Source organism: Flavobacterium swingsii, assembly GCF_900111965.1.
GTDB classification, from domain to species: Bacteria; Bacteroidota; Bacteroidia; order Flavobacteriales; family Flavobacteriaceae; genus Flavobacterium; species Flavobacterium swingsii.
The window spans coordinates 522,177-543,732 of the sequence record NZ_FOJT01000001.1; the positions used below are offsets into that span (position 1 = coordinate 522,177).

Here is a 21,556-nt window from a genome sequence, read left to right on the forward strand (position 1 = left end):
TGATTAAACCTTTTTCAAAAAACAAGGTCTTACCTACAAACCATTTAAATAAATAAATTATGAAAAGTAAAATTTTATTATTCGGATTATTTCTAACATTAATAACGATTGGTTGTTCTAAAAATGACGAAGCCGAAGACAACGAGACAATAAGTGCTGATGAAGCTGGAATTAATGCAAAAATTGATGTTGAAAATGACGATGTATATAATATCGTTGATAATCAATATGAAAATTTTGATTCTAATGTACTTTCTTACAAAGATTCTAATGCCCAAGTAAGTTATTTATCAACTTGTGCTACAATCACTAGAGTTCCTGCTTTTGGAACAGCTCCAACAGTAGGTCAAACAGTTACTAAAACTATCGATTTTGGAACTGGTTGTCAAATTAATAACGGAAATTTTCTTAGTGGAAAAATCATTATGTCTTTTGTTTATGATCCTAGCGCAACTACACATACTGTAAATTGTACTTTCGAAAATTTTAAACATAACACAAGAAGAATTGAAGGAACAAAAACATTTACAAGAACCATGACTGCCGCAACTGCATCTTCACCAAGTCACCCAATTTGGGTTATGAATATGAATCTTACAATTACTTTGTCTGACGGAAGAATCCTAACAAGAGTTGGAACAAGAACTAGCGAAATTATTGCTGGATACAACACACCTGCTAGCTGGACAGACAATGTATATAGTGTTACTGGAAACTGGACTACAACTTTCCCTAATACAGTTTCACAAACTAGTACAATTACTAGTCCAATTATTGTAAAACTAGCTTGTGTTCCTACAAACAGTTCTTTATCTAAAGGAGTTATAACATTTGTTAGAAATTCTCACACAGCAACATTAGACTACGGAAACGGAGATTGTGATAATCTTGCAATTTTTACCATAAATGGCGTTTCATTTACTATAAATATTGGGCAATAAATAAAGATTTGATTGTTAAATAAAAAAATCCCTGAAAATTATTTTCAGGGATTTTTTTATACTTCTTTATTGGCTAATTGTCCGCAAGCTGCATCGATATCTTTACCACGACTGTGTCGCACTTTTGCAATGATTCCGTTTGAATCTAGTGCTTTTATATAAGCATTTATAGATTCTGGTGATGCTTGTTGGAACTCGCCATCATCAATCGGATTGTACTCGATAAGATTTACTTTACAAGGCACATATTTACAAAATTTTACTAAGGCATCTACCGATTCTTTGTTGTCGTTTATTCCTTTCCAAACTACATATTCGTAAGTAATTTTACTTTTTGTTTTGTGGTACCAATATTCTAAAGCTTCACGCAATTCTGGCAATGGAAAACTTTTGGTAAATGGCATGATTCGATTACGAGTCTCCTCGATAGCGGAATGTAAGGAAACTGCTAGTTTGAATTTTACCTCATCGTCGGCCATTTTTCGAATCATTTTAGAAACGCCCGAAGTAGAAACCGTAATTCTTTTAGGTGACATTCCCAATCCTTCGTTAGAAGTTATCATGTCGATCGCTTTAATCACATTATTGTAATTCATGAGCGGCTCTCCCATTCCCATAAATACAATATTAGACAACGGTCGGTTGAAATATAATTTACTTTCTCTATCAATAGCGAGAACTTGGTCGTAAATTTCGCCAGGCTCTAGGTTTCTCATGCGTTTGAGTCGTGCTGTGGCACAAAAATTACAATCTAAACTACAACCAACTTGACTAGAAACACAAGCGGTTGTACGAGTCTCGGTTGGTATTAAAACCGATTCGACAATTAAGCCATCGTGCAAACGAACCGCATTTTTTACCGTTCCGTCGCTACTGCGTTGCATTGTATCTACTTTGATGTGATTGATAACAAAGTTACCTTCCAGCATTTGTCTGGTTTCTTTAGAAACATTTGTCATGTCTTCGAAACTGTGTGCGCCTTTGCTCCACAACCATTCGTACACTTGATTACCACGAAAAGCTTTGTCGTTATTCGTTACAAAAAAATCACGTAATTGTTCTTTAGATAATGCTCGTATGTCTTTTTTCTCGATTTGCATGGTGCAAATTTACGTTATTTTGTTGATTTCGTTATTCTTGTTTTGGTAATTTGTATTTTTGCTTAAAATTTTATCAAATGCATTTCCTTTCTCAAGATTTAGAAGATTATATCGAGCAACATTCAGAAAACGAACCTGAGCTATTGGCGCAACTTAACAAAGAAACATATCAGAAAATTTTGTTACCTAGAATGTTGAGCGGACATTTTCAGGGTCGTGTTTTAAGTATGTTATCGAAACTTATTCGTCCGGTAAATATTCTAGAAATAGGTACTTATACTGGTTATTCTGGTTTGTGTTTGTGTGAAGGAATGCAAGAAAACGGGCAATTACACACGATAGATATTAAGGAAGAGTTGATAGATTTTCAGCGAAAATATTTTGATAAATCGCCATGGGGAAATCGAATTGTGCAACATTTAGGAGAAGCTGTTGACATTATTCCTGATTTGGATTTGAAATTCGATTTGGTTTTTATTGATGCCGATAAAGAAAATTATATTAATTATTTTAATCTCATTATCCCTAAAATGAATAAAGGCGGAATCATTTTGTCTGATAATGTTTTGTGGTCTGGAAAAGTCGTTTTACCGTTAGAAAAAAATGATTTGAGCACCAAAATTTTGTTGGAATATAATTTACTTTTGAAGAATGATCCTAGAGTTGAAACGGTTTTATTGCCTATAAGAGATGGGTTGACTGTTAGCCGAGTGCTCTAGCCCAGATGGGAACGGCATCCTTTTTCTTGCTCCTTTAGCGAGGAAAAGATATAGTGTACAGCTGGAAATAGCTCCTAAATAACCTTCTTAAAATATTTTAACTGAAGTATTTGATAATTTATATATGTTATATATCCTGTAATTATTCCGCAAGTATATCCCGCAAGTATGTCGGTAGGAAAATGCAATCCTAAGTAAACACGGCTGTATGCAAAGATTAATGGCCAAAGAATTAGTACCCAAAAATACTTGTATTGTTTTTTGAATATTGAATATAAAAACACGAAAACTGCCATCGTATTTGAGGAATGTCCTGAGAAAAAACTAAAACTAGAACTTGGTTTTATGTTTCTAATAATATCCTTAATTTCCAGATCATTACAAGGGCGTAATCGCTGAAATGTAGCTTTAAATAATTCGGTAATGGTATTGTTTATCGTGAGTAAAACAGCAACGAAAAGCACGATAATAATTGTTTGTTTTGTTCCCAATTTTTTATAAACCAGATACAATAAGAATAGAAAAAGTGGAATCCAACTGGATTGTTTTGTTATAATTAACCACAACGGATCGAAAGTTTCCGAGCCTAAACCATTAAGAAAAACGAGTAATTCTTTGTCTATTGTGATTATTTTTTCTAACATTATAACTGACGTTTTATTGGCCCTGTAAGATCGTCTAAATTTTCTTTGACCTTATCAATTTCGGAAGTAATATTGTCAGTGATAGATTTTGTTCCTGATGAATCCGATGTGTTATCGGTAATCATTTTATTGAATCCTTGTTTTACGTTGTCAATTTCGGAAGTGAAACCGCTGGTTAAATTTTTAAAATCTGACCCATCTAAATCGGCACTTTTTGTGATTTCGCTTTTAATATCATTTGTAGCATTTTTTAGCTGCGCCATAGCTTTCCCCATAGTACGAGCAATATCTGGAATCTTATCTGATCCAAAAAGCATCAAGGCTATAAAAATGATAAATACTAATTCTCCTCCTCCTATTCCGAACATTTTTTTGAATTTTAAAATACAAAGTTACAAAGTTTTTTAAATTGATGTCGATTGACAGCAAATGTTTAACTTTATCTTATAAAATAATACTTAAAACAAAAAACAACTCTATTCGAGTTGCTTTTTTTGTTTCTATTTAAGAAGCAATTTCTAGTCGCTTCAATAAATTTTTTGTTAATGTATGGTGTGCATATTCCTTATCTATATTCAGAATTTTATCATCTGAACTTGGTAATTCATACATAGCATCGGTTAAGATCGCTTCGCAAAGTGAACGCAATCCACGGGCTCCTAATTTGTATTCTAATGCTTTATCGACAATAAAATCTAGTGCTTCATCGGTGATATTAAATTCAACATCATCCATCATAAATAATTTTTGATATTGTTTAATTAAGGCATTTTTAGGTTGTGTCAAAATTGCACGCAAGGTTTCTCTATCTAAAGGATCCATGTGTGTCAATACTGGTAAACGACCGATTATTTCTGGAATTAACCCAAAATCTTTAATGTCTTTTGGAATAATATATTGTAGTAAATTGTCTTTGTCTATATTATCGACATTTTTTGAAGTGCTATAACCAACGGCTTGACGATTTAATCTTTTTGAAATTATCCTTTCAATACCATCGAAAGCACCACCAGCAATAAACAAAATATCTTGAGTATTTACTTCAACAAATTTCTGGTCTGGATGTTTTCTTCCTCCTTTTGGCGGAACATTTACAACGGTTCCTTCTAATAATTTTAATAATGCTTGTTGCACGCCTTCGCCCGAAACATCACGAGTTATAGATGGATTATCACTTTTACGTGCAATTTTATCTATTTCATCGATAAAAACAATTCCTCTTTCGGCTTTGGTTACATCATAATCGGCAGCTTGCAAAAGACGAGTCAGAATACTTTCTACATCTTCTCCTACATATCCTGCTTCTGTCAAAACAGTTGCATCTACAATTGCTAAAGGAACATCGAGCATTTTTGCAATGGTTTTTGCTACTAGTGTTTTTCCTGTTCCCGTTTGTCCCACCATGATAATATTAGATTTTTCAATCTCTACTTCGTCATGATCATTTTGTTGCATTAATCGTTTGTAATGATTGTAAACTGCTACAGACATTACTTTTTTTGTTTGGTCTTGACCAATAACATATTGGTCAAGAAAAGCTCTGATTTGTTTTGGCTTTTGCAAAACTAAATCCGAAACCTGACGTGAAGCTCCACTGGTTTTTAATTCTTCCAGAACAATTCCGTGTGCTTGCTCGATACATTTGTCACAGATGTGTGAATCGATTCCAGCAATTAACAAATTGGTTTCTGGTTTTTTTCTTCCGCAGAAGGAACATTCTAATTTTTCTTTTGCCATTATTTCTAGTTGCAAAGTTACAAAGGCAGAACCTTTGAACTTAAATTTAACCTCTTCTCAACACTTCATCAATCATTCCGTATTCTTTTGCTTCATCAGCAATCATCCAATAATCACGTTCAGAATCATTGTGTACTTTCTCGAAAGCTTGTCCTGAATGATGTGATATGATTTTGTATAATTCATCTTTTAGTTTCAACATCTCACGTAAGTTAATCTCCATATCAGTTGCAACTCCTTGTGCTCCTCCCGATGGCTGGTGAATCATTACTCGTGAATGTGGTAATGCCGAACGTTTTCCTGCTGCTCCTGCACATAACAATACTGCTCCCATAGAAGCCGCCATTCCTGTACAAATTGTCGCTACATCTGGTTTGATGTATTGCATTGTGTCATAAATTCCTAATCCTGCATAAACGCTTCCGCCCGGAGAATTCAAATAAATTTGAATATCTTTACTAGCATCGGCACTTTCTAAGAAAAGCAATTGTGCTTGTACGATGTTTGCAATTTGATCATCTATTCCTGTTCCTAGGAATATAATTCTGTCCATCATTAATCTTGAAAAAACATCTAATTGAGAAATATTCAACTGGCGTTCTTCTATAATATATGGTGTCATGTTTGTTGGTGTCATTGCGCCAACTATTTTATCGTAATACATTGCGTTTACACCTTGGTGTTTTGTTGCAAATTTTTTAAATTCTTTTCCGTAGTTCATATTAAAAAGTTTATGAGTTTAGATGGTTTGATATTTAATGTTGTTGTTTTAATCTTAAAGCAAAGTTCGTACCTTTTATTTTTTGTGACAAACTGTCTGTTGAATGATTACTGTAATATGAATTAATTACTATTTTTAGCCCCGATAGCAGTGAAAATCCTCGCCATTTTTCTTGGCGAGATTGTAACGGATAGCGGGAATAGCTTCAAATAAAAAACGCCAAAAATAAATTTCTGACGTTTCAAATATACTAATTATTTTATTATTTATTCGCCGTACATTGCTGCAACAAATTGCTCATAAGTAACTTCTTTTGTAGTAGGATTTGCTTTTTCTACAAGCATTTGTAAAAGTTTGTCTTTTGTTACTTGCTCAGACAATCTTTTTACTTCTTCTTGGTTAGATAAAACTCTTGCTACAATTCCTTCTACTTCTTGATCTGTTGGATTTGTTTGTCCGAACTGCGCCATTTGCTGACGGATTGATCTTGATGTGAATGATTTTAAATCTTCGAAATTGATTTTGATATCGCTTTGAGCTAAAGCACGACCTTCAATCATTTGGAAACGCAATCCTTTTTCTGAACGGTAATATTCTGCTTCTGCTTCTGCTGGTGATAATTTTTTCTCTCCTACAGTTTGCAACCATTTTTTTAAGAATGCTTCTGGCAAATCGAATTTTGTATTATCGATTAATGCGTTAACTACATCGTCTGTTAATTTTTGTTGTGCTTGTTCTGCAAATTGAGATTCAGCATCTTCTTTTATTTTTGCTTTCAAGTCTGCTAATGAAGCTACATTTCCTTCACCAAAAAGTTTATCGAACAATTCTTGGTTTAGTTCTGCTGGTTCCGTTTCGTTGATGTTTTCGATAGTAAAGTTTACATCAACTTCTAATCCGTGTACGTCATCATGACTTACTTTTAAGAAATCCATTAATTGATGATCGTCTTCGAACAAACCTTTTGTATTTACTGTAACTACATCTCCAGATTTTTTTCCGATGAATTTTTGAGCAGTTTTTTTGTCTTTAAAAATATCTAAAGAAATAGTAATAGGATTGTTTATTCCTTTTTCTTCGTTTGTAAAAACTCCTGAAACGTCTGTTTTTTCTGAAACAATTTCTTGAGGAACTGCTTTTCCAAATTGCTTTTGGATACGAGTTACTTGTCCGTCGATTAATTTGTCATCAGCAGTAACAATATATTTTACTACGTCAGTTTTTGCTTCTAAATCTAAAGTAAAGAAAGGCGCTAATCCTATTTCGTATTGAAAAGTTAGTTCTTCTACTTCCCAGTTGAAAATTTCTTTTTCTATTTCTAACGGAGTTCCAAGAAGCGCTAATCTTTCGGCAGTGATGAATCTTTCTAAAGCCAATTCAACAACTTTCTTAACTTCTTCTTGTTTTATCGCTTTTCCGTATTGTTTTTCGACTAAATCTTTTGGCACAGCACCTTTACGAAAACCTTTTACAGTTGCTAAAGGCATTTTTTCGTTGATACGTTTTGCTACTTGACCTTTGTAATCTGTAGGCATTACTGTAATTTCGATAATTTCGGTTACAGCGTTTATTGCTATTCTTCTAATATCCATCTTCTCTTTAATTTACATAATAAAATTGGGTGGCAAAATTACAAAATTTCTGCCACCCAACAAATTTTTAACTTATCGAATTTTGCTATTTGTCGTCTTTTATAAATTTGTATAAAATAGATTGAGAAATAGACAGTAAAATACTGAAGAATAATGCTGTTAAAAACGAACTTATAGTAAATCCATCTAACCAATAATCACACAATAAAACCATTCCGGCATTGATGACTAATAGAAATAATCCTAATGTAACGACAGTAATTGGAAATGTAAAAAACACTAAAACTGGTTTCAGGAAAGTGTTTAGCAATCCTAAAACAATAGCAACCTTGATAGCTGTTGTAATATTATCAACTTGAACTCCTCCCATAAAATAAGAAAGTGCCAGTACAATAATGGTTGTAATTAGTAGACGAAAAAGTAATTTCATAGTGTTTTGTTTGTTTAAAATTGATAATTATTGATTGTTAAATATATTGAATTTAAAAGCCACAGATTAAAAAGATTCTCACAGATTTTTTTATTTGCCATCAAAAAATCCTTTTTTAATCTTTTTAATCTGTGGCATTTTTTTGTTTCAACTAACTTTATTTCTTCAAAAATTGTACCGTTTTCTCAAAAAAATCAAGAGGATTTTCGGCATGAAGCCAATGTCCTGCGTTTGGAATAGTTTCTATTTCGGCTTTTGGAAAATGATGCAATATGGTTTCGAAATCTGAATCTAATATATAATCAGATTTGTCGCCACGTAAAAATACCGTTTCTTTTTCAAATTTATCATCAAAAGGTAAAGCTTTTCCTATTGCTTCAATTTTCTCATTAAAAACCTTCAAATTAAAACGAAAAGCCAATTGCCCCGGCTCTTGCCAATATAAATTTTTAAGCAAAAATTGTCTTGTTCCAAAATCGGAAATATATTCCGAAACTATGACTTCAACTTCTGCGCGTGATGGTTTTTTAGAAAAATCGACCGCGCCAAGCGCGGCTAAAATCGTTTGATGGTGAACAGGATAAAATTTAGGACCAATATCGGCAACAATCAATTTATTTACTAATTCCGGATAAGTCGTAGCGAGTAGCATAACTACTTTTCCACCCATGGAATGTCCAATAACATCAACGGAAGTTAAATGATGAAAAGCACAATAATCGACCACATCTTGCACCATGATTTCGTAGTTGAAATCGTCGGAGTGAAAAGATTTTCCATGGTTTCGCAAATCTAATGCATGAACCTGAAATCCTTGCTCGACATATTTTGTAGCGAGTGTTTTCCAATTGTCTGACATTCCTAAAAATCCGTGGAGAATTAGGAGTGGCTTGCCTTGACCTTCTATTTTTGAGTATAACATATTTTATAATTTCACAGAGATTCACAAAGAAACACGGAGATTCACAAAGTTTTTTTTACTATAAAACCCAAACTACTCCAAACCACTATTAGCAGTGGTTGTTATTCAGGAAAGTCTCCGCCATTTTTAATCCAATCTTCAACTTTTTTTCTTTTTATTTTTGGATTTTGGTTTTCAATTCCATATTTAATTATATCAAAATAATCAAAATATTTTGGGGAATTTGCTTTTTTAGCAATTATAAAATTTGGAAAAATCCCTCTATAAGTATTGTATTCTCTTACCGATTGATTATAAATTTCAATATTTTTATTTAACACATCATTAAATTCATTTCTGCTATTTTCAATCATTAAATTTTGATTGATTTCATATTCATTAAATTCAAATTCGACTGTAAATTTATCTGATTTAGACTTTTCAGAAATATTTATAAAATATATTAAACTATCATTTTGTATATTTCTCTTTTTCAATTTTACATTTCTGCTTTTAATACTTTCAACATAATTTTTCCAATTCAATTCTACTTTTTTGCTTCGTGTTTCTAAACTAGAAATCACGTTGCTTTTATAAAAAAAATAGATTACAGTAAATATTAAAATAAAACCAATGAATATGACAAGGCAACCTCTTAAGTATTTCATAATAACTTATTCTTTTCTATTTTAACTTCTGCAAATACATATTTACCACATTTTCTAAACCTAAATATAACGATTCAGAAATAAGAGCGTGACCTATAGAAACTTCTACCAAATTTGGAATATTTTGATTGAAAAACTGAATATTATCTAAACTTAAATCGTGTCCTGCATTAATACCAATTCCTAATTCATTGGCTAAAATGGCGGCCTTTGTATAAGGTGTTATAGCATTTTTATTTCCCAAACCATATTGGTGTGCAAAAGCTTCGGTATATAATTCGATTCTATCGGTTCCCGTAATTTTCGCGCCTTCAATCATTTCTAGAACCGGATCTACAAATATGGAAACTCGAATATTATTTCGTTGAAATTCTTGCGTAATTTCCGCCAGAAAATCTTTGTTTTTAATGGTATTCCAACCTGCATTCGACGTCAAATTATCATTTGCATCAGGAACCAAAGTAACTTGCGTTGGTTTTGTTTCTAAAACTAAATCTACAAACGAACGTTCAAGCGGATTTCCTTCTATATTATATTCGGTGTAAACTATCGATTTCAAATCTCGTGCGTCTTGATAACGAATGTGTCTTTCGTCTGGACGCGGATGAATAGTGATTCCTTGTGCGCCAAATTTCTGAATATCCGCAGCAACTTTTAGTAAATCAGGTACATTTCCGCCACGAGAATTTCGTAAAGTGGCAATTTTATTAATATTTACACTTAACTTGCATTGATTTTGAGTCATTATAAACTTAATTTGTATTTGTAAATCACAAAAATACAAACTAAAACAAGCATAGTAACTTATTTTTTAATTATTTTGCAGTAGATTTTTAGCTATGAATATTTTATCAGACTATATAAATAACGATTACAAACCGCTCGACATTCACGAAAGTGTTGCTGTTGCGCAGGATTTTTTTGTAGAAGCACCATTTTCGCATTTTCCTGTTATGGAAGAAGGCGTTTTTGTTGGAAATTTGTCTAGCGAAGATGTAGAAACTTTCGATTTTGATAAAAAAATCATCGATTACAAATATACGCTCGAAGGTTTTTTTACTAAAAGCGATTCAATTTGGCTGGATGTTTTAGACGATTTCGCAAAAAGTCAAACCACTATTTTACCAGTTCTCGATGAGAATCACAAATATTTAGGTTATTATGAAATTGTAGATATTATTCGTTTTCTTAATGACACGCCATTTCTAAAAGAATCTGGAGGTATTATTATTGTCGAAAAAAATATTACCGAATATTCTTTTAGTCAAATTTCACAAATTGTAGAAGGTAATAATGGTCGGATTTTAGGCTTATTTGTTTCCGATTCTACAAACGGGAAAATACAAATAACAATTAAAATTGCTCTTGGTGGAATAAATGAGATTATTCAAACTTTTCGCCGTTACGAGTACGAAATAGTTTCTGAACATCAAGAAGATAATTACATAAACAACCTAAAAGAACGTTCGGAATATTTAGACAAATACCTTAACATATAGATATTTGTGGATTTGGTTATTCGGTTATTTGTTATCCGAATAACCAAATCCACAAATAACCAAATCAAAATTAAAAATGAAAATAGCTGTTTTTGGACAATTTTATCAGAATTCTACTTCGCCAATTATCGAGCGACTGTTTGCTTTTTTGAATAAAAACAAAGTTCAAGTTGTTATTGAAGAAAAATTTGCGGCCATTTTAGTCGAAAATAAATCGATTGCAAACACTTACCAAAAATTTAGCTCTCACAAAGATTTAGACAAAAGTTTCGATTTACTAATTAGCGTTGGTGGCGACGGAACTTTTTTAAGAGCCGCAACATTAGTTAGAAATTCAGGAATTCCAATTTTAGGAATAAACGCAGGAAGATTAGGTTTTTTGGCAACGGTTCAGCAAGAAAATATTGAAACTTTCTTACAATTGGTTCTCGAAAAAAAATACACTATTTCTAAACGCACTTTATTAAGTTTAAAAGGCTCTAGTAAAATTGAAGAAATAAAAGATTTGAATTTCGCTATGAACGAAGTGACAGTAAGTCGAAAAGACACCACTTCGATGATTACCATCGAAACCTATTTGAACGGAGAATATTTGAATTCTTATTGGGCTGACGGCTTAATTATATCTACACCAACAGGATCTACAGGTTATTCGATGAGTTGCGGCGGACCTATTCTTACACCAGAAGCAAATTGTTTGGTCATAACACCTATTGCACCGCACAATTTAAACGCTAGACCACTTGTGATTCCTGACAATACCGAAATAAAACTTAAAATTTCTGGTCGTGAAGAAAACTACTTGGTTTCGTTAGATTCTAGAATTGCATCGGTAAAAAACGAAGCGATTTTGACAATCAAAAAAACGCCTTTTAAGATTAATATGATTGAGATTCCTGAGGAAACATTCCTAAAAACATTGCGTAACAAATTGCTTTGGGGAGAAGACAAACGAAATTAATCTTCTTTTAAAATACTACAACTCTTTATTTTTCGTTTTTACATCAATAAAAACAACTAATTATTTGATCTGGATAACAATTTTCACTTTGTTAAGTCTTCAGAATTAGTATATTTGCACCCTTATTAAAAATAAATGAGAAAAACGACTTACATTTTAACCATATTCTTTCTGTTTCAGATGGCAAATGCACAAATTCATGAGATTGGTGTTTTTGCTGGAGGAAGCAATTTTATAGGCGATGTAGGAAGCACACAATACATTGCGCCAAAGGATCCTGCTATTGGGATTTTGTACAAATGGAATAAAAACCCTAGGTATTCTTGGCGATTTTCGGTAACTCAATCTAAGATAAAAGGAATCGATGCAAATTCCGATTTAAACTCTCGTCAGGAAAGAGATTATACTTTCCAAAACACAATTACTGAGTTTTCTGGAGGATTTGAGTTTAACTGGTTCGATTTTAATTTACATAAATCCGGATTCATGTCAACACCATATTTATATACCGGTTTAAGCTATTTTACTTCTGATGATTTATATGTAATAAACGACAAATATGTTTCCGATGGAAATTCTGGAGGAGTAGCAATACCAATTATTGGTGGTTTAAAAATGCATATTGCAGATAGTTTCGTTTTAGGAATTGAAGCTGGTGCTAGATATACGTTTTCCGATGATATTGACGGAAGTTTTCCCAAAAACGGAAGTTTAGAAAGCTTAAAATTTGGTAACACAAATAGTAAAGATTGGTATGTATTTACTGGACTTACGCTAACTTATACCTTTGGAAACAAACCATGTTATTGTAACGAATAATCGAAAATGAGCTTGCTAAAATATATAAACACCGACAATCTTCCCAAACACCTAGCCATCATTATGGACGGTAACGGTCGTTGGGCAAAAAACCAAGGATTGTTGCGTGCTATTGGTCACGAAAACGGAACAAAATCGGTAAAAGTAACAGTCGAAGCTTGTGCGAAATTAGGAATAGAAAACCTAACGCTATATGCTTTTTCGACCGAAAATTGGAACCGTCCAAAATTAGAAGTCGATTTATTAATGAAATTGCTAATTAATTCCTTAAAAAAAGAATTAGCAACATTAGTAAAGAATAATATCAAGTTAAATTCGATAGGAAACCTTGAAAATTTACCAAAATCAGTTCAAAAAGAATTGATAGAAGTAATCGAAAAAACAAAAAACAACACCAGAATGACACTTACCTTAGCATTAAGCTACGGATCGAGAGAGGAAATCATAAATGCTGTTAAAATAATTAGTGATAAAGTTAAAAATAATATAATTTCAATAGATTCTATTGACGATTCAATATTAAATAAGCATCTTTACACGCACAATCTACCTGACGTAGATTTAGTAATAAGAACAAGTGGCGAACACCGCATTAGTAATTTTCTGTTATGGCAAATAGCCTACGCAGAATTTTATTTTACCGATGTGTTGTGGCCAGATTTTAGTGAAGACAATTTATATGAAGCCATTATTAGCTATCAAAAAAGAGAACGTAGATTTGGAAAAACAAGTGAACAGATTAAATAATTTATTTAATGCAGTAAACAGTACAAAATTAGTACTGTTATTTTTATTTTTAGGTGCCGCAGTACAAGTTAATGCTCAAGATAGACTTCCTTTTGATCAAGGTAAAACTTATATATTAAAAAAAGTGAGTGTTACAGGAAAAATAACCTATAACGAACAAACTATCGTAACTTTTGCTGGCTTAGAAAAAGGGCAAAACATTACAATTCCTGGAGAAGAAATTAGTAACTCGATAAAAAAATTATGGAAACTAGGACTTTATAATGATGTAAATTTTTATATAGATAAAATAGAAGGTGATAGTATTTCTCTTGAACTAAATATCAATGAGCTTCCTAAACTAAAAGAGGTGAAATTTGTCGGTATCAAAAAAGGCAAACTAGAAGGTATAACCAAAGACACGGAACTAACACCTGAAAAAATAGTTAACGAAAACCTTATTACAACCACTAAAAATTACATTGAAAATAAATACAAAAAAGAGGGTTATTACAACACAAAAGTAAACATTGTAACCACCCAAGACACTACAACAATAAACCATGTAAACATGGTTGTAAATGTAGATAAAGGTCAAAAAGTTAAAGTCTCGAAAATCACTATAAACGGAAACAACGAATTAAAAGATTCGAAAATTCGAACAGCAATGAAAAACACAAAACAACAAAGTGTTCTTCATATCTTTAAATCATCAAAATACATTAAGGAAAAATACAAAGAAGATTTAGTCTCAATTGTAGACAAATACAAGGAAAATGGTTTTCGTGACGCAAGAATTGTATCCGATTCTGTAACTTTTGATGAAGAAAAAAACAAAGTAGCCATCAGTTTAAATATCGAAGAAGGAGAGAAATATTATTTTGGAGATATTAAATTTTTAGGAAATACAGTTTACAATGACCAACTTTTAGGAAGTATCCTTGGAATTAAAAAAGGAGATGTATACAACGGTGTTTTATTAGAAAAAAGAATTGCAGATAAATCTAGTCCAGACGGTGAAGATTTAACCAATTTATACCAAAACAACGGTTATCTATTCTCTACAATAAACCCAGTTGAAGTAGGAACAGCAAATAATATTATAGATATGGAAATTCGTGTAATAGAAGGTCCATTAGCTTATTTCAACAAAATATCTGTTGTAGGAAACGACAAAACAAACGATAAAGTTATATACCGAGAACTTCGTACAAAACCTGGAGACATTTACAGTAAAGAAACGCTAATTAGAACCATTCGTGAGATAGGACAATTAGGCTTTTTTGATGCAGAAGCCATCAAACCCGATTTCGAAAACGTAGATGCTGCAGCCGGAACTGTAGATATTAAATATAATTTAGTCGAAAAAGGAGCCAGTCAAGTAGAACTACAAGGTGGTTACGGTGGCGGTGGATTTATAGGAACATTAGGACTTTCTTTTAACAATTTTTCGATTGGAAATATGTTCAAGAAAAACGCATACAAGCCATTACCAATGGGTGACGGACAAAGAGTGTCTTTACGTTTACAAGCAAGCACAAATTTTCAAACTTATAGTGTCTCATTTTCTGAGCCATGGTTTGGAGGAAAAAAACCAGTAAGCTTTTCGACATCATTGTCTTATACAAAACAATTTGGTTACAACGAATCATATAGAACCGATAAATCAAAAAGCATGAATATTTTTTCTGCTTCTGTAGGTATTGCAAAAAAGCTAGAAGTGCCAGATGATTATTTTGTATTATCACATGCTATTGGTTACCAACATTATGATTTAAATGATTTCAATACCCAATTATTTACCTTTGGAAATGGAGCTTCAAGAAACTTATCATACACCTTAGGAATAAGTAGAAATAGCAAAGGTAACAACCCTATTTTCCCTACCTATGGTTCAGATTTTAGCCTTACAGGGAAATTCACTTTGCCATACTCTTCATTTAGCGGTTTAAATTATGGTAATCTAGAAAACCTTGAAGAATATAAATTAAAAAACACAGCCAATCGCTCAAATGAACTAGACGGCAACGGAAACATCGTTCAAATAGGTGATTACATAGACAACAACGGAAATAAAGTTACCGATTTTAACTTGGCTGCTGCTGATAGAGCAAAAGTAGACCAGAAAAAATTTAATTGGTTAGAGTACTACAAAATAAAATTTAAAGCAGAATGGTTTACAACCCTTTATGGCAAATTGGTTTTACGTACTCTTGGAGAATTTGGTTACCTAGGAGCATATAATCAAGGTCGAGGCGTTGTTCCTTTTGAAAGATTTGTTGTTGGTGGAGACGGATTAGGTGGAAATTTCATGACTAGTAATGAAAACATTCAAGTAAGAGGATATAAAAACAACGGAAGTTTATCTGTAAATGGAAACAATGGAGATCCAATTTATAACAAATTCTCATTAGAATTAAGATACCCAATTACATTAAAGCAAACCGCATCTATTTATGCACTTACTTTCGTAGAAGGAGCAGGATCATATAATAATTTTCAAAGCTATAATCCATTTATTTTGCAACGTTCTGCAGGAGTAGGATTAAGAGTCTTTATGCCAGCATTTGGATTGTTAGGAATAGATTTCGGACATGGTTTTGATGCACCACAAGGATCAAATATAAAGAATGGTTGGGAAACACATTTTATAATAGGTCAACAATTTTAATTATATTTGGCACGATAGTTGAACTTAACATTACACGTTTATGAAAAAGTTTGTTTTATTGTTACTAATTTTTGGAGCAACTCTAACCAGTAATGCCCAAGCAAAAGGAGCTAAAATAGGTTATATTGATATGGATTATATCCTAGAAAATGTACCTGATTACAAAGAAGCTAATGTTCAATTAGAACAAAAAGCTCAAAAATGGAAGCAAGACATTGAAGTCAAAAAAAACGAAATAAATAAACTAAAAGATATTCTTAAGTCCGAAAGAGCTCTGCTTACAAAAGAACTTATAGACGAAAGAGAAGAAGAAATTAAGTTCCTTGAAAGTGATTTGATAGATTACCAACAAAAACGATTTGGTTCTAACGGTGATTTTATAATTCAGAAAACAGCTATTGCAAAACCTGTACAAGACCAAGTTTTTACAGCCGTTCAAGACATTGCCGAAGCAAGAGGATATGATTTTATTTTCGATAAATCGTCTGACTTAACGATGCTTTTCTCAAGAAAATCATTCGACATCAGCGACAGAGTAGTAAGAATCATAACACAATCCGAAAAGAGAGAGCAAGTAAGCAAAAAACAGCTTAAAGCCAACGAAGAAAAAGAAGAGGAAAAAGAAAAAATAGAAGCCAATCCAGCATTAGCCGAAAGACAAAAAATTCTTGATGAAAAGAAAGCAATAAGAGAAAAAGCAATCGAAGAACGAAAACAAAGTGCTGCACAAAAGAAAAAAGATTTTGAAGACAGGCGCAAAAAATTGTTAGAAGACCAAAAAGGAAATAAAACTGGTACAACTATCGATTCTACAGCAACGAATAAAACAGGTTCTGAAAATTTTAATAAGATTGAAGACCGTAAAGTAGCTCAAGATTCTATTAGAAATACAAAAGAAATTGCCCGTCTAAAAACAATAGAAAAAAACAAAAAAGCGCTCGAAGATCGCAAAAAAGCATTAGAAGAAAAGAAGAAAAAAATAGCAGCTGATAAAGAAGCTGCAAAAACAAAAAAATAATTAAAAACAAAACCTTTAAAATTAATTAATACACTAATACTAAAAATGATGAAACAGATTAAAACTTTACTTATTGCAGCAGTTATGTTTTTTGGTGCTAGCACAATGAATGCTCAGACAAAAGTAGCTCACATCGATGTACAAGATTTATTAGCTAAAATGCCAGAAATGACATCTGCAAAAGCACAGTTAGACAAACTAAGCAAAACTTTCGATACTGAATACGGTACCATGGTAACTGAATACCAAACAAAAATGAAAAAATACGAAGGTGAAGCTACAACTACAACTGAAGCTATCAACGAAACTCGTGCAAAAGAAATGCAAGATATGGGACAACGTATTCAACAATACAGAGACTCTGCACAAAAACAATTGCAAGAAAAAGAACAAGAAATTGTAAAACCTATTATGGACAAAGCTAAAGCTGCCATCATAAAAGTAGGAAAAGCAAAAGGATACCAATACGTTATGGATTCTGCAAGTTTAATCCTTGCTGACGGGCCAAGCATATTTGAAGATGTGAAAAAAGAATTAAAATTCTAATATTTTCAAAATAAATTAAAAAACTGTCTCGTTATAAAAAACGAGACAGTTTTTTTTTACATTTGTTTTATGAGCAACAACAACCCAATAGGATTATTCGATTCAGGAATAGGCGGCACATCAATCTGGAAGGAAATTCATCAATTACTTCCCAACGAAAACACTATTTACCTAGCAGACAGTAAGAACGCACCCTACGGAAAACGCACCAAACAAGAAATCATACAACTCTGTTACAAGAACATCGATTTTCTGTTATCACAAAATTGCAAAATGATTGTAGTTGCCTGTAATACTGCTACAACAAATGCAATTACCGAAATTAGAGAAAAATACAAAATTCCAATTATAGGAATAGAACCAGCTATAAAAACAGCTGCAAACAATACCGAAACACAAATCATAGGAATTCTGGCTACAAAAGGCACAATAAACAGTGAGTTGTTTAACAAACAAGTGGAAAGTTATACCAACGTAAAAATCATCGAACAAATAGGTTACGGACTCGTAGAACTCATAGAAGATGGAGAAATAGAATCCCCAGAAATGACAAAACTACTCACCTCCTATCTCGAACCCATGATAATGGCAAACATCGATTATCTGGTTCTGGGCTGTAGTCATTATCCGTATTTGGTTCCAGCAATCAAAAAAATAATTCCCGAAAACATCAAAATAATCGATTCTGGCGAAGCCGTAGCAAGGCAAACAAAAACCATTTTAGAGAAAAATAATTTACTAAATACTACTACAAAAAATAGTCAACAAATATTTTATGCAAATAGTGATCCTGAAGTTTTAAAAAACATATTGGGATTTTCAGAAAATGTGTTTGAGAAAGATTTTTAGGAAATTATTCCTCTTTAAACCAACTCGAGTACATTACATAATTATTAGAAATACGCTCAATCTCACCAGCAAAATCACTTTGGTCAATATCTTTTACCTTTTTGGCAGGAATTCCAGCATAAATAGTTCCAGATTCGACCACTGTGTTTTGTGTCACTACCGAGCCTGCTCCTATTATCGAATTACTTCCTATAACACAATTATCCATCACAATAGCACCCATTCCTATTAGCACATTATCGTGAACAGTACAACCATGCACAATGGCATTGTGACCTATCGAAACGTTATTACCAATAATTGTTGGATGTTTTTGATAAGTACAATGTATAACCGCACCATCCTGAATATTTACTTTGTTTCCAATAGTGATAAAATTTACATCTCCGCGAATTACAGCGTTAAACCAAACACTACAATTTGCGCCAAAAGTAACATCGCCAACTATCGTAGCATTTTCGGCAACAAAACAATCTTCTGGAATTTGCGGATATTTTCCGTTTACTTCTTTAATAACCATATTGATAAAAAAATAGTCCCGAAATAATCGGGACAAGTTTTATAATTAATTAAGTGCTGGACAGTTACAATCGTATCTTTCTTTTTTACAACCAAAATCAAATCCTAAAGTAATTTGATGGTAACCTCCTGTGTCATACTTAACTTTTCCTGTAACGTTAGAATAAGTATAAGCAAACATAAATTTCTTATAATTTACACCAACAATTGGCGTAATGTATTGTAAATATTGATTTTTCAATTCTGTACCATCTACATATTGAGAACCATCAAAACTTCTTCTATATGACAACGCTGCCCAAATTTTACCAAAATCGACCGCTTTATAAACTTTAAGGTTTACATCAAGTGCTTTTTCCTTAGTTCTGTCTGTTAGTTGAAACAATACTGAAGGTTCCCAAAGTAATTTTTTTGAATCTCCAAAAGTATAACCAACACTAAAAAGATACTTTCTTAAATTATCTGATTCATATTCAGTATAAATGTCTCTACTTTGAAACAATGCATTCTTAACAGTTGCGTGTGCATAAAAATCTAAAAAATTATATGACGCTCCAAAATCGACATTAAGATAAGATGCTTTTTGAAGAACTCCTGCAATAATTGGGTCAAAATCATTCAAATCGAAACTAGTTTCATCTAGCTGATTTTGTACCAATCCAGCACTTAATCCAAATGACAACTGGTTCAAATCGGTCGTGCTTCTAGAAAACATGATATGATGTGCATAAGTTACTTTCCCTCCTTTTTGTGAGTGATACCCGTTTTTATCACTAAAAAGAATTACTCCAAGACCTGATTTTCCGCTTTCGCCAAGAGAACCATTGTAACTTAAAGTTTGCAATGATGGCGCATCGTTACTACCAAACCATTGCTTACGCGCAGTTAATCTTACTTTATCACAACTAGAAGCTCCCGCCATCGATGGGTGCAATAAATAATAATTATCCGATAAATAATCCGAGTAAACCGCAATACCTTCTTGAGAGAAAGCAAATTGCGTCGAAATAAAAGTTAATGCTAATATTATTTTTTTAAAATTCATTTTTTATTATCTTTTTGGTACGAATTGGTTCAAGCAATTTTAAAAAAACATACGAACAAACCAATATATTTTTCAAAACGCTCAAAGATATAATTTTTTGTGTAAGATTTTTAAACTTACACAATATTTTTACATTGACAGATGCATAAATTAACAGTTTATCAAAAGTTAAATTAATCTATAATTAAAAAAGTAATTTATTATAAACCAATTACGTTTCTTAATTTTGCATAAAATAAAAAGAACATGAAACTTATCACTATAAAAGACACGAACAATCCGAATATTCAAAAATTCGAATTCTCATATTTCATAACACCCAATCAAAGTTATGAATACAAAAACATAGACGAAGCCAGTCAATCGCCACTTGCGCAACAATTATTTTACTTACCATTTGTAAAAACCGTATATATCTCTGGAAATTTTGTAGCTATCGAAAAGTACAATATTGTCGAATGGGAAGATGTAAAATACGACGTTGCAGAGCAAATGGAAGCTTTTGTAAGCAATGGTGGCGAAGTGGTAAAACAAACTGAAACTCCAAAAAAATCAGCTGTAACGGTTTATGCCGAAAGCACACCAAATCCTGCAGTTATGAAGTTTGTAGCAAGCAAAAAACTAACAAAAACCATTGTCGAATGCAAAAATATCGACGAAACTTATGCTTCGCCTCTAGCCAAAGAATTATTTAATTTTCCTTTCGTAAAAGAAATTTTTATCGACGAAAATTATATTTCGGTAACTAAATATGCTGTGGCCGAATGGCAAGAGATCACGCTCGAATTGCGTACATTCATCAAAGAATTTATCGAAAATGGAAATATTTCGGTCGACGAAACTAAAATCGTAGCGACAAAACACGAAGAAAAACAACAAATTACAAATTTTGATAATCTCGATGTTACTTCACAAAAAATCATCAATATTATTGAAGAATATATCCGTCCAGCCGTTGCTGCCGATGGCGGAAACATACTTTTCGATTCCTATTCTGAAGACACAAAACAAGTAAAAGTAATCCTCCAAGGAGCTTGTAGCGGTTGCCCATCGTCGACATTTACCCTAAAAAACGGAATAGAAAGTATGCTAAAAGACATGCTAAACGAACCTGAGTTAAAAGTCGAAGCTTTAAATGCGTAAATAAGTTTTATTTCTAGTTTAAAAATTGTAATTTTAATCAAATTAACAACTAAAAAAACTATAATTATGGCAGTATTAAAAGTTATTGAAGTATTATCAAGTTCTGAAACTTCATGGGAAGATGCAACAAAAAAAGCAGTCGAAAAAGCATCAAAATCGGTAAAACACATTCGTTCAGTTTATGTTCAAGACCAAAGCGCTTCAGTAAAAGAAGGAAAAGTAACTGAATTTAGAGTAAATCTAAAAATCACGTTCGAACTAGAATAAATCCTCATTAAATCATAAATTAGCGTTTCAATATTTTGAA

Annotated in this window: 24 protein-coding genes; 12 read left to right on the forward strand and 12 right to left on the reverse strand. The window is 32.3% G+C overall.

Annotated elements, in window-relative coordinates:
• The first annotated feature begins 59 nt into the window (after positions 1–59).
• A complete protein-coding gene (locus tag BM053_RS02405) occupies positions 60–941 on the forward strand; it encodes a hypothetical protein (protein WP_091473595.1) in 882 nt (293 codons plus the stop codon).
• A gap of 56 nt (positions 942–997) precedes the next feature.
• Here the strand turns inward: BM053_RS02405 and rlmN are convergent, their stop codons facing one another.
• Positions 998–2,041, reverse strand: a complete 1,044-nt coding sequence (gene rlmN / locus BM053_RS02410) for a dual-specificity RNA methyltransferase RlmN (protein WP_091473597.1) — start codon at positions 2,039–2,041, stop codon at positions 998–1,000.
• Between the two features lie 77 nt (positions 2,042–2,118).
• Between rlmN and BM053_RS02415 the strand changes: the two genes are divergently transcribed.
• Positions 2,119–2,760: an O-methyltransferase gene (locus BM053_RS02415; RefSeq protein WP_091473599.1), complete on the forward strand. Its 642-nt coding sequence runs from the start codon at positions 2,119–2,121 to the stop codon at positions 2,758–2,760.
• Between the two features lie 74 nt (positions 2,761–2,834).
• Here BM053_RS02415 and BM053_RS02420 read toward each other — a convergent pair whose 3' ends face one another.
• From BM053_RS02420 to BM053_RS02460, 9 genes are all read right to left on the reverse strand, one after another.
• Entirely contained in the window at positions 2,835–3,404 is a 570-nt protein-coding gene (locus BM053_RS02420) for a phosphatase PAP2 family protein (protein WP_091473601.1), read from the reverse strand.
• Positions 3,404–3,772: a Sec-independent protein translocase subunit TatA/TatB gene (locus BM053_RS02425; protein ID WP_091473603.1), complete on the reverse strand. Its 369-nt coding sequence runs from the start codon at positions 3,770–3,772 to the stop codon at positions 3,404–3,406. Before BM053_RS02425 ends, BM053_RS02420 begins: the two co-directional genes overlap by 1 nt.
• Before the next feature lie 136 nt (positions 3,773–3,908).
• On the reverse strand, positions 3,909–5,141 hold the full coding sequence (clpX, locus tag BM053_RS02430) for an ATP-dependent Clp protease ATP-binding subunit ClpX (protein WP_091473605.1): 1,233 nt from the start codon (positions 5,139–5,141) through the stop codon (positions 3,909–3,911).
• Positions 5,142–5,187: 46 nt separating this feature from the next.
• Positions 5,188–5,862: an ATP-dependent Clp endopeptidase proteolytic subunit ClpP gene (clpP, locus tag BM053_RS02435; RefSeq protein WP_091473607.1), complete on the reverse strand. Its 675-nt coding sequence runs from the start codon at positions 5,860–5,862 to the stop codon at positions 5,188–5,190.
• Positions 5,863–6,128: 266 nt separating this feature from the next.
• Positions 6,129–7,454 (reverse strand): trigger factor, encoded by a 1,326-nt coding sequence (locus BM053_RS02440; protein ID WP_091473610.1) that lies wholly within the window; start codon positions 7,452–7,454, stop codon positions 6,129–6,131.
• An 85-nt stretch (positions 7,455–7,539) separates the two neighbouring features.
• Complete coding sequence (locus BM053_RS02445; RefSeq protein ID WP_091473612.1) at positions 7,540–7,884, reverse strand: phage holin family protein; 345 nt, start codon at positions 7,882–7,884, stop codon at positions 7,540–7,542.
• Between the two features lie 157 nt (positions 7,885–8,041).
• The gene (locus BM053_RS02450) at positions 8,042–8,806 is read right to left on the reverse strand and encodes an alpha/beta fold hydrolase (RefSeq protein ID WP_091473614.1); all 765 of its coding nucleotides are present in this window, start codon (positions 8,804–8,806) and stop codon (positions 8,042–8,044) included.
• A 101-nt stretch (positions 8,807–8,907) separates the two neighbouring features.
• A complete protein-coding gene (locus BM053_RS02455) occupies positions 8,908–9,453 on the reverse strand; it encodes a LemA family protein (RefSeq protein ID WP_091473618.1) in 546 nt (181 codons plus the stop codon).
• Between the two features lie 16 nt (positions 9,454–9,469).
• The gene (locus BM053_RS02460) at positions 9,470–10,198 is read right to left on the reverse strand and encodes a pyridoxine 5'-phosphate synthase (protein ID WP_091473620.1); all 729 of its coding nucleotides are present in this window, start codon (positions 10,196–10,198) and stop codon (positions 9,470–9,472) included.
• A 94-nt stretch (positions 10,199–10,292) separates the two neighbouring features.
• Here BM053_RS02460 and BM053_RS02465 point away from each other — a divergent pair, with 94 nt between their 5' ends.
• The 8 genes from BM053_RS02465 to murI all read left to right on the forward strand — a co-directional run bounded on the left by BM053_RS02465 (position 10,293) and on the right by murI (position 18,542).
• On the forward strand, positions 10,293–10,952 hold the full coding sequence (locus BM053_RS02465; RefSeq protein WP_091473622.1) for a CBS domain-containing protein: 660 nt from the start codon (positions 10,293–10,295) through the stop codon (positions 10,950–10,952).
• Between the two features lie 76 nt (positions 10,953–11,028).
• A complete protein-coding gene (locus tag BM053_RS02470) occupies positions 11,029–11,913 on the forward strand; it encodes an NAD kinase (RefSeq protein WP_091473623.1) in 885 nt (294 codons plus the stop codon).
• A 135-nt stretch (positions 11,914–12,048) separates the two neighbouring features.
• A complete protein-coding gene (gene porG, locus BM053_RS02475) occupies positions 12,049–12,732 on the forward strand; it encodes a type IX secretion system protein PorG (RefSeq protein WP_091473625.1) in 684 nt (227 codons plus the stop codon).
• A gap of 6 nt (positions 12,733–12,738) precedes the next feature.
• Positions 12,739–13,479, forward strand: a complete 741-nt coding sequence (locus BM053_RS02480) for an isoprenyl transferase (RefSeq protein ID WP_091473627.1) — start codon at positions 12,739–12,741, stop codon at positions 13,477–13,479.
• Positions 13,412–16,129, forward strand: coding sequence for an outer membrane protein assembly factor BamA (gene bamA / locus BM053_RS02485; RefSeq protein WP_167357268.1), 2,718 nt, complete (start codon positions 13,412–13,414; stop codon positions 16,127–16,129). Before BM053_RS02480 ends, bamA begins: the two co-directional genes overlap by 68 nt.
• A gap of 40 nt (positions 16,130–16,169) precedes the next feature.
• Positions 16,170–17,147, forward strand: a complete 978-nt coding sequence (locus BM053_RS02490; protein ID WP_091473629.1) for an OmpH/Skp family outer membrane protein — start codon at positions 16,170–16,172, stop codon at positions 17,145–17,147.
• A 48-nt stretch (positions 17,148–17,195) separates the two neighbouring features.
• Positions 17,196–17,693: an OmpH/Skp family outer membrane protein gene (locus BM053_RS02495; RefSeq protein ID WP_167357274.1), complete on the forward strand. Its 498-nt coding sequence runs from the start codon at positions 17,196–17,198 to the stop codon at positions 17,691–17,693.
• A gap of 69 nt (positions 17,694–17,762) precedes the next feature.
• Entirely contained in the window at positions 17,763–18,542 is a 780-nt protein-coding gene (murI, locus tag BM053_RS02500) for a glutamate racemase (RefSeq protein WP_091473633.1), read from the forward strand.
• 4 nt (positions 18,543–18,546) lie between these two features.
• On the opposite strand, the gene BM053_RS02505 is transcribed toward murI, so the two are convergent.
• A complete protein-coding gene (locus BM053_RS02505; RefSeq protein WP_091473634.1) occupies positions 18,547–19,062 on the reverse strand; it encodes a gamma carbonic anhydrase family protein in 516 nt (171 codons plus the stop codon).
• A gap of 45 nt (positions 19,063–19,107) precedes the next feature.
• Positions 19,108–20,106: a PorP/SprF family type IX secretion system membrane protein gene (locus BM053_RS02510; RefSeq protein WP_091473636.1), complete on the reverse strand. Its 999-nt coding sequence runs from the start codon at positions 20,104–20,106 to the stop codon at positions 19,108–19,110.
• Between the two features lie 246 nt (positions 20,107–20,352).
• Between BM053_RS02510 and BM053_RS02515 the strand changes: the two genes are divergently transcribed.
• Positions 20,353–21,249, forward strand: coding sequence for a NifU family protein (locus BM053_RS02515; RefSeq protein WP_091473639.1), 897 nt, complete (start codon positions 20,353–20,355; stop codon positions 21,247–21,249).
• 66 nt (positions 21,250–21,315) lie between these two features.
• Positions 21,316–21,516 (forward strand): dodecin family protein, encoded by a 201-nt coding sequence (locus tag BM053_RS02520; protein WP_091473641.1) that lies wholly within the window; start codon positions 21,316–21,318, stop codon positions 21,514–21,516.
• Positions 21,517–21,556: the final 40 nt, after the last annotated feature.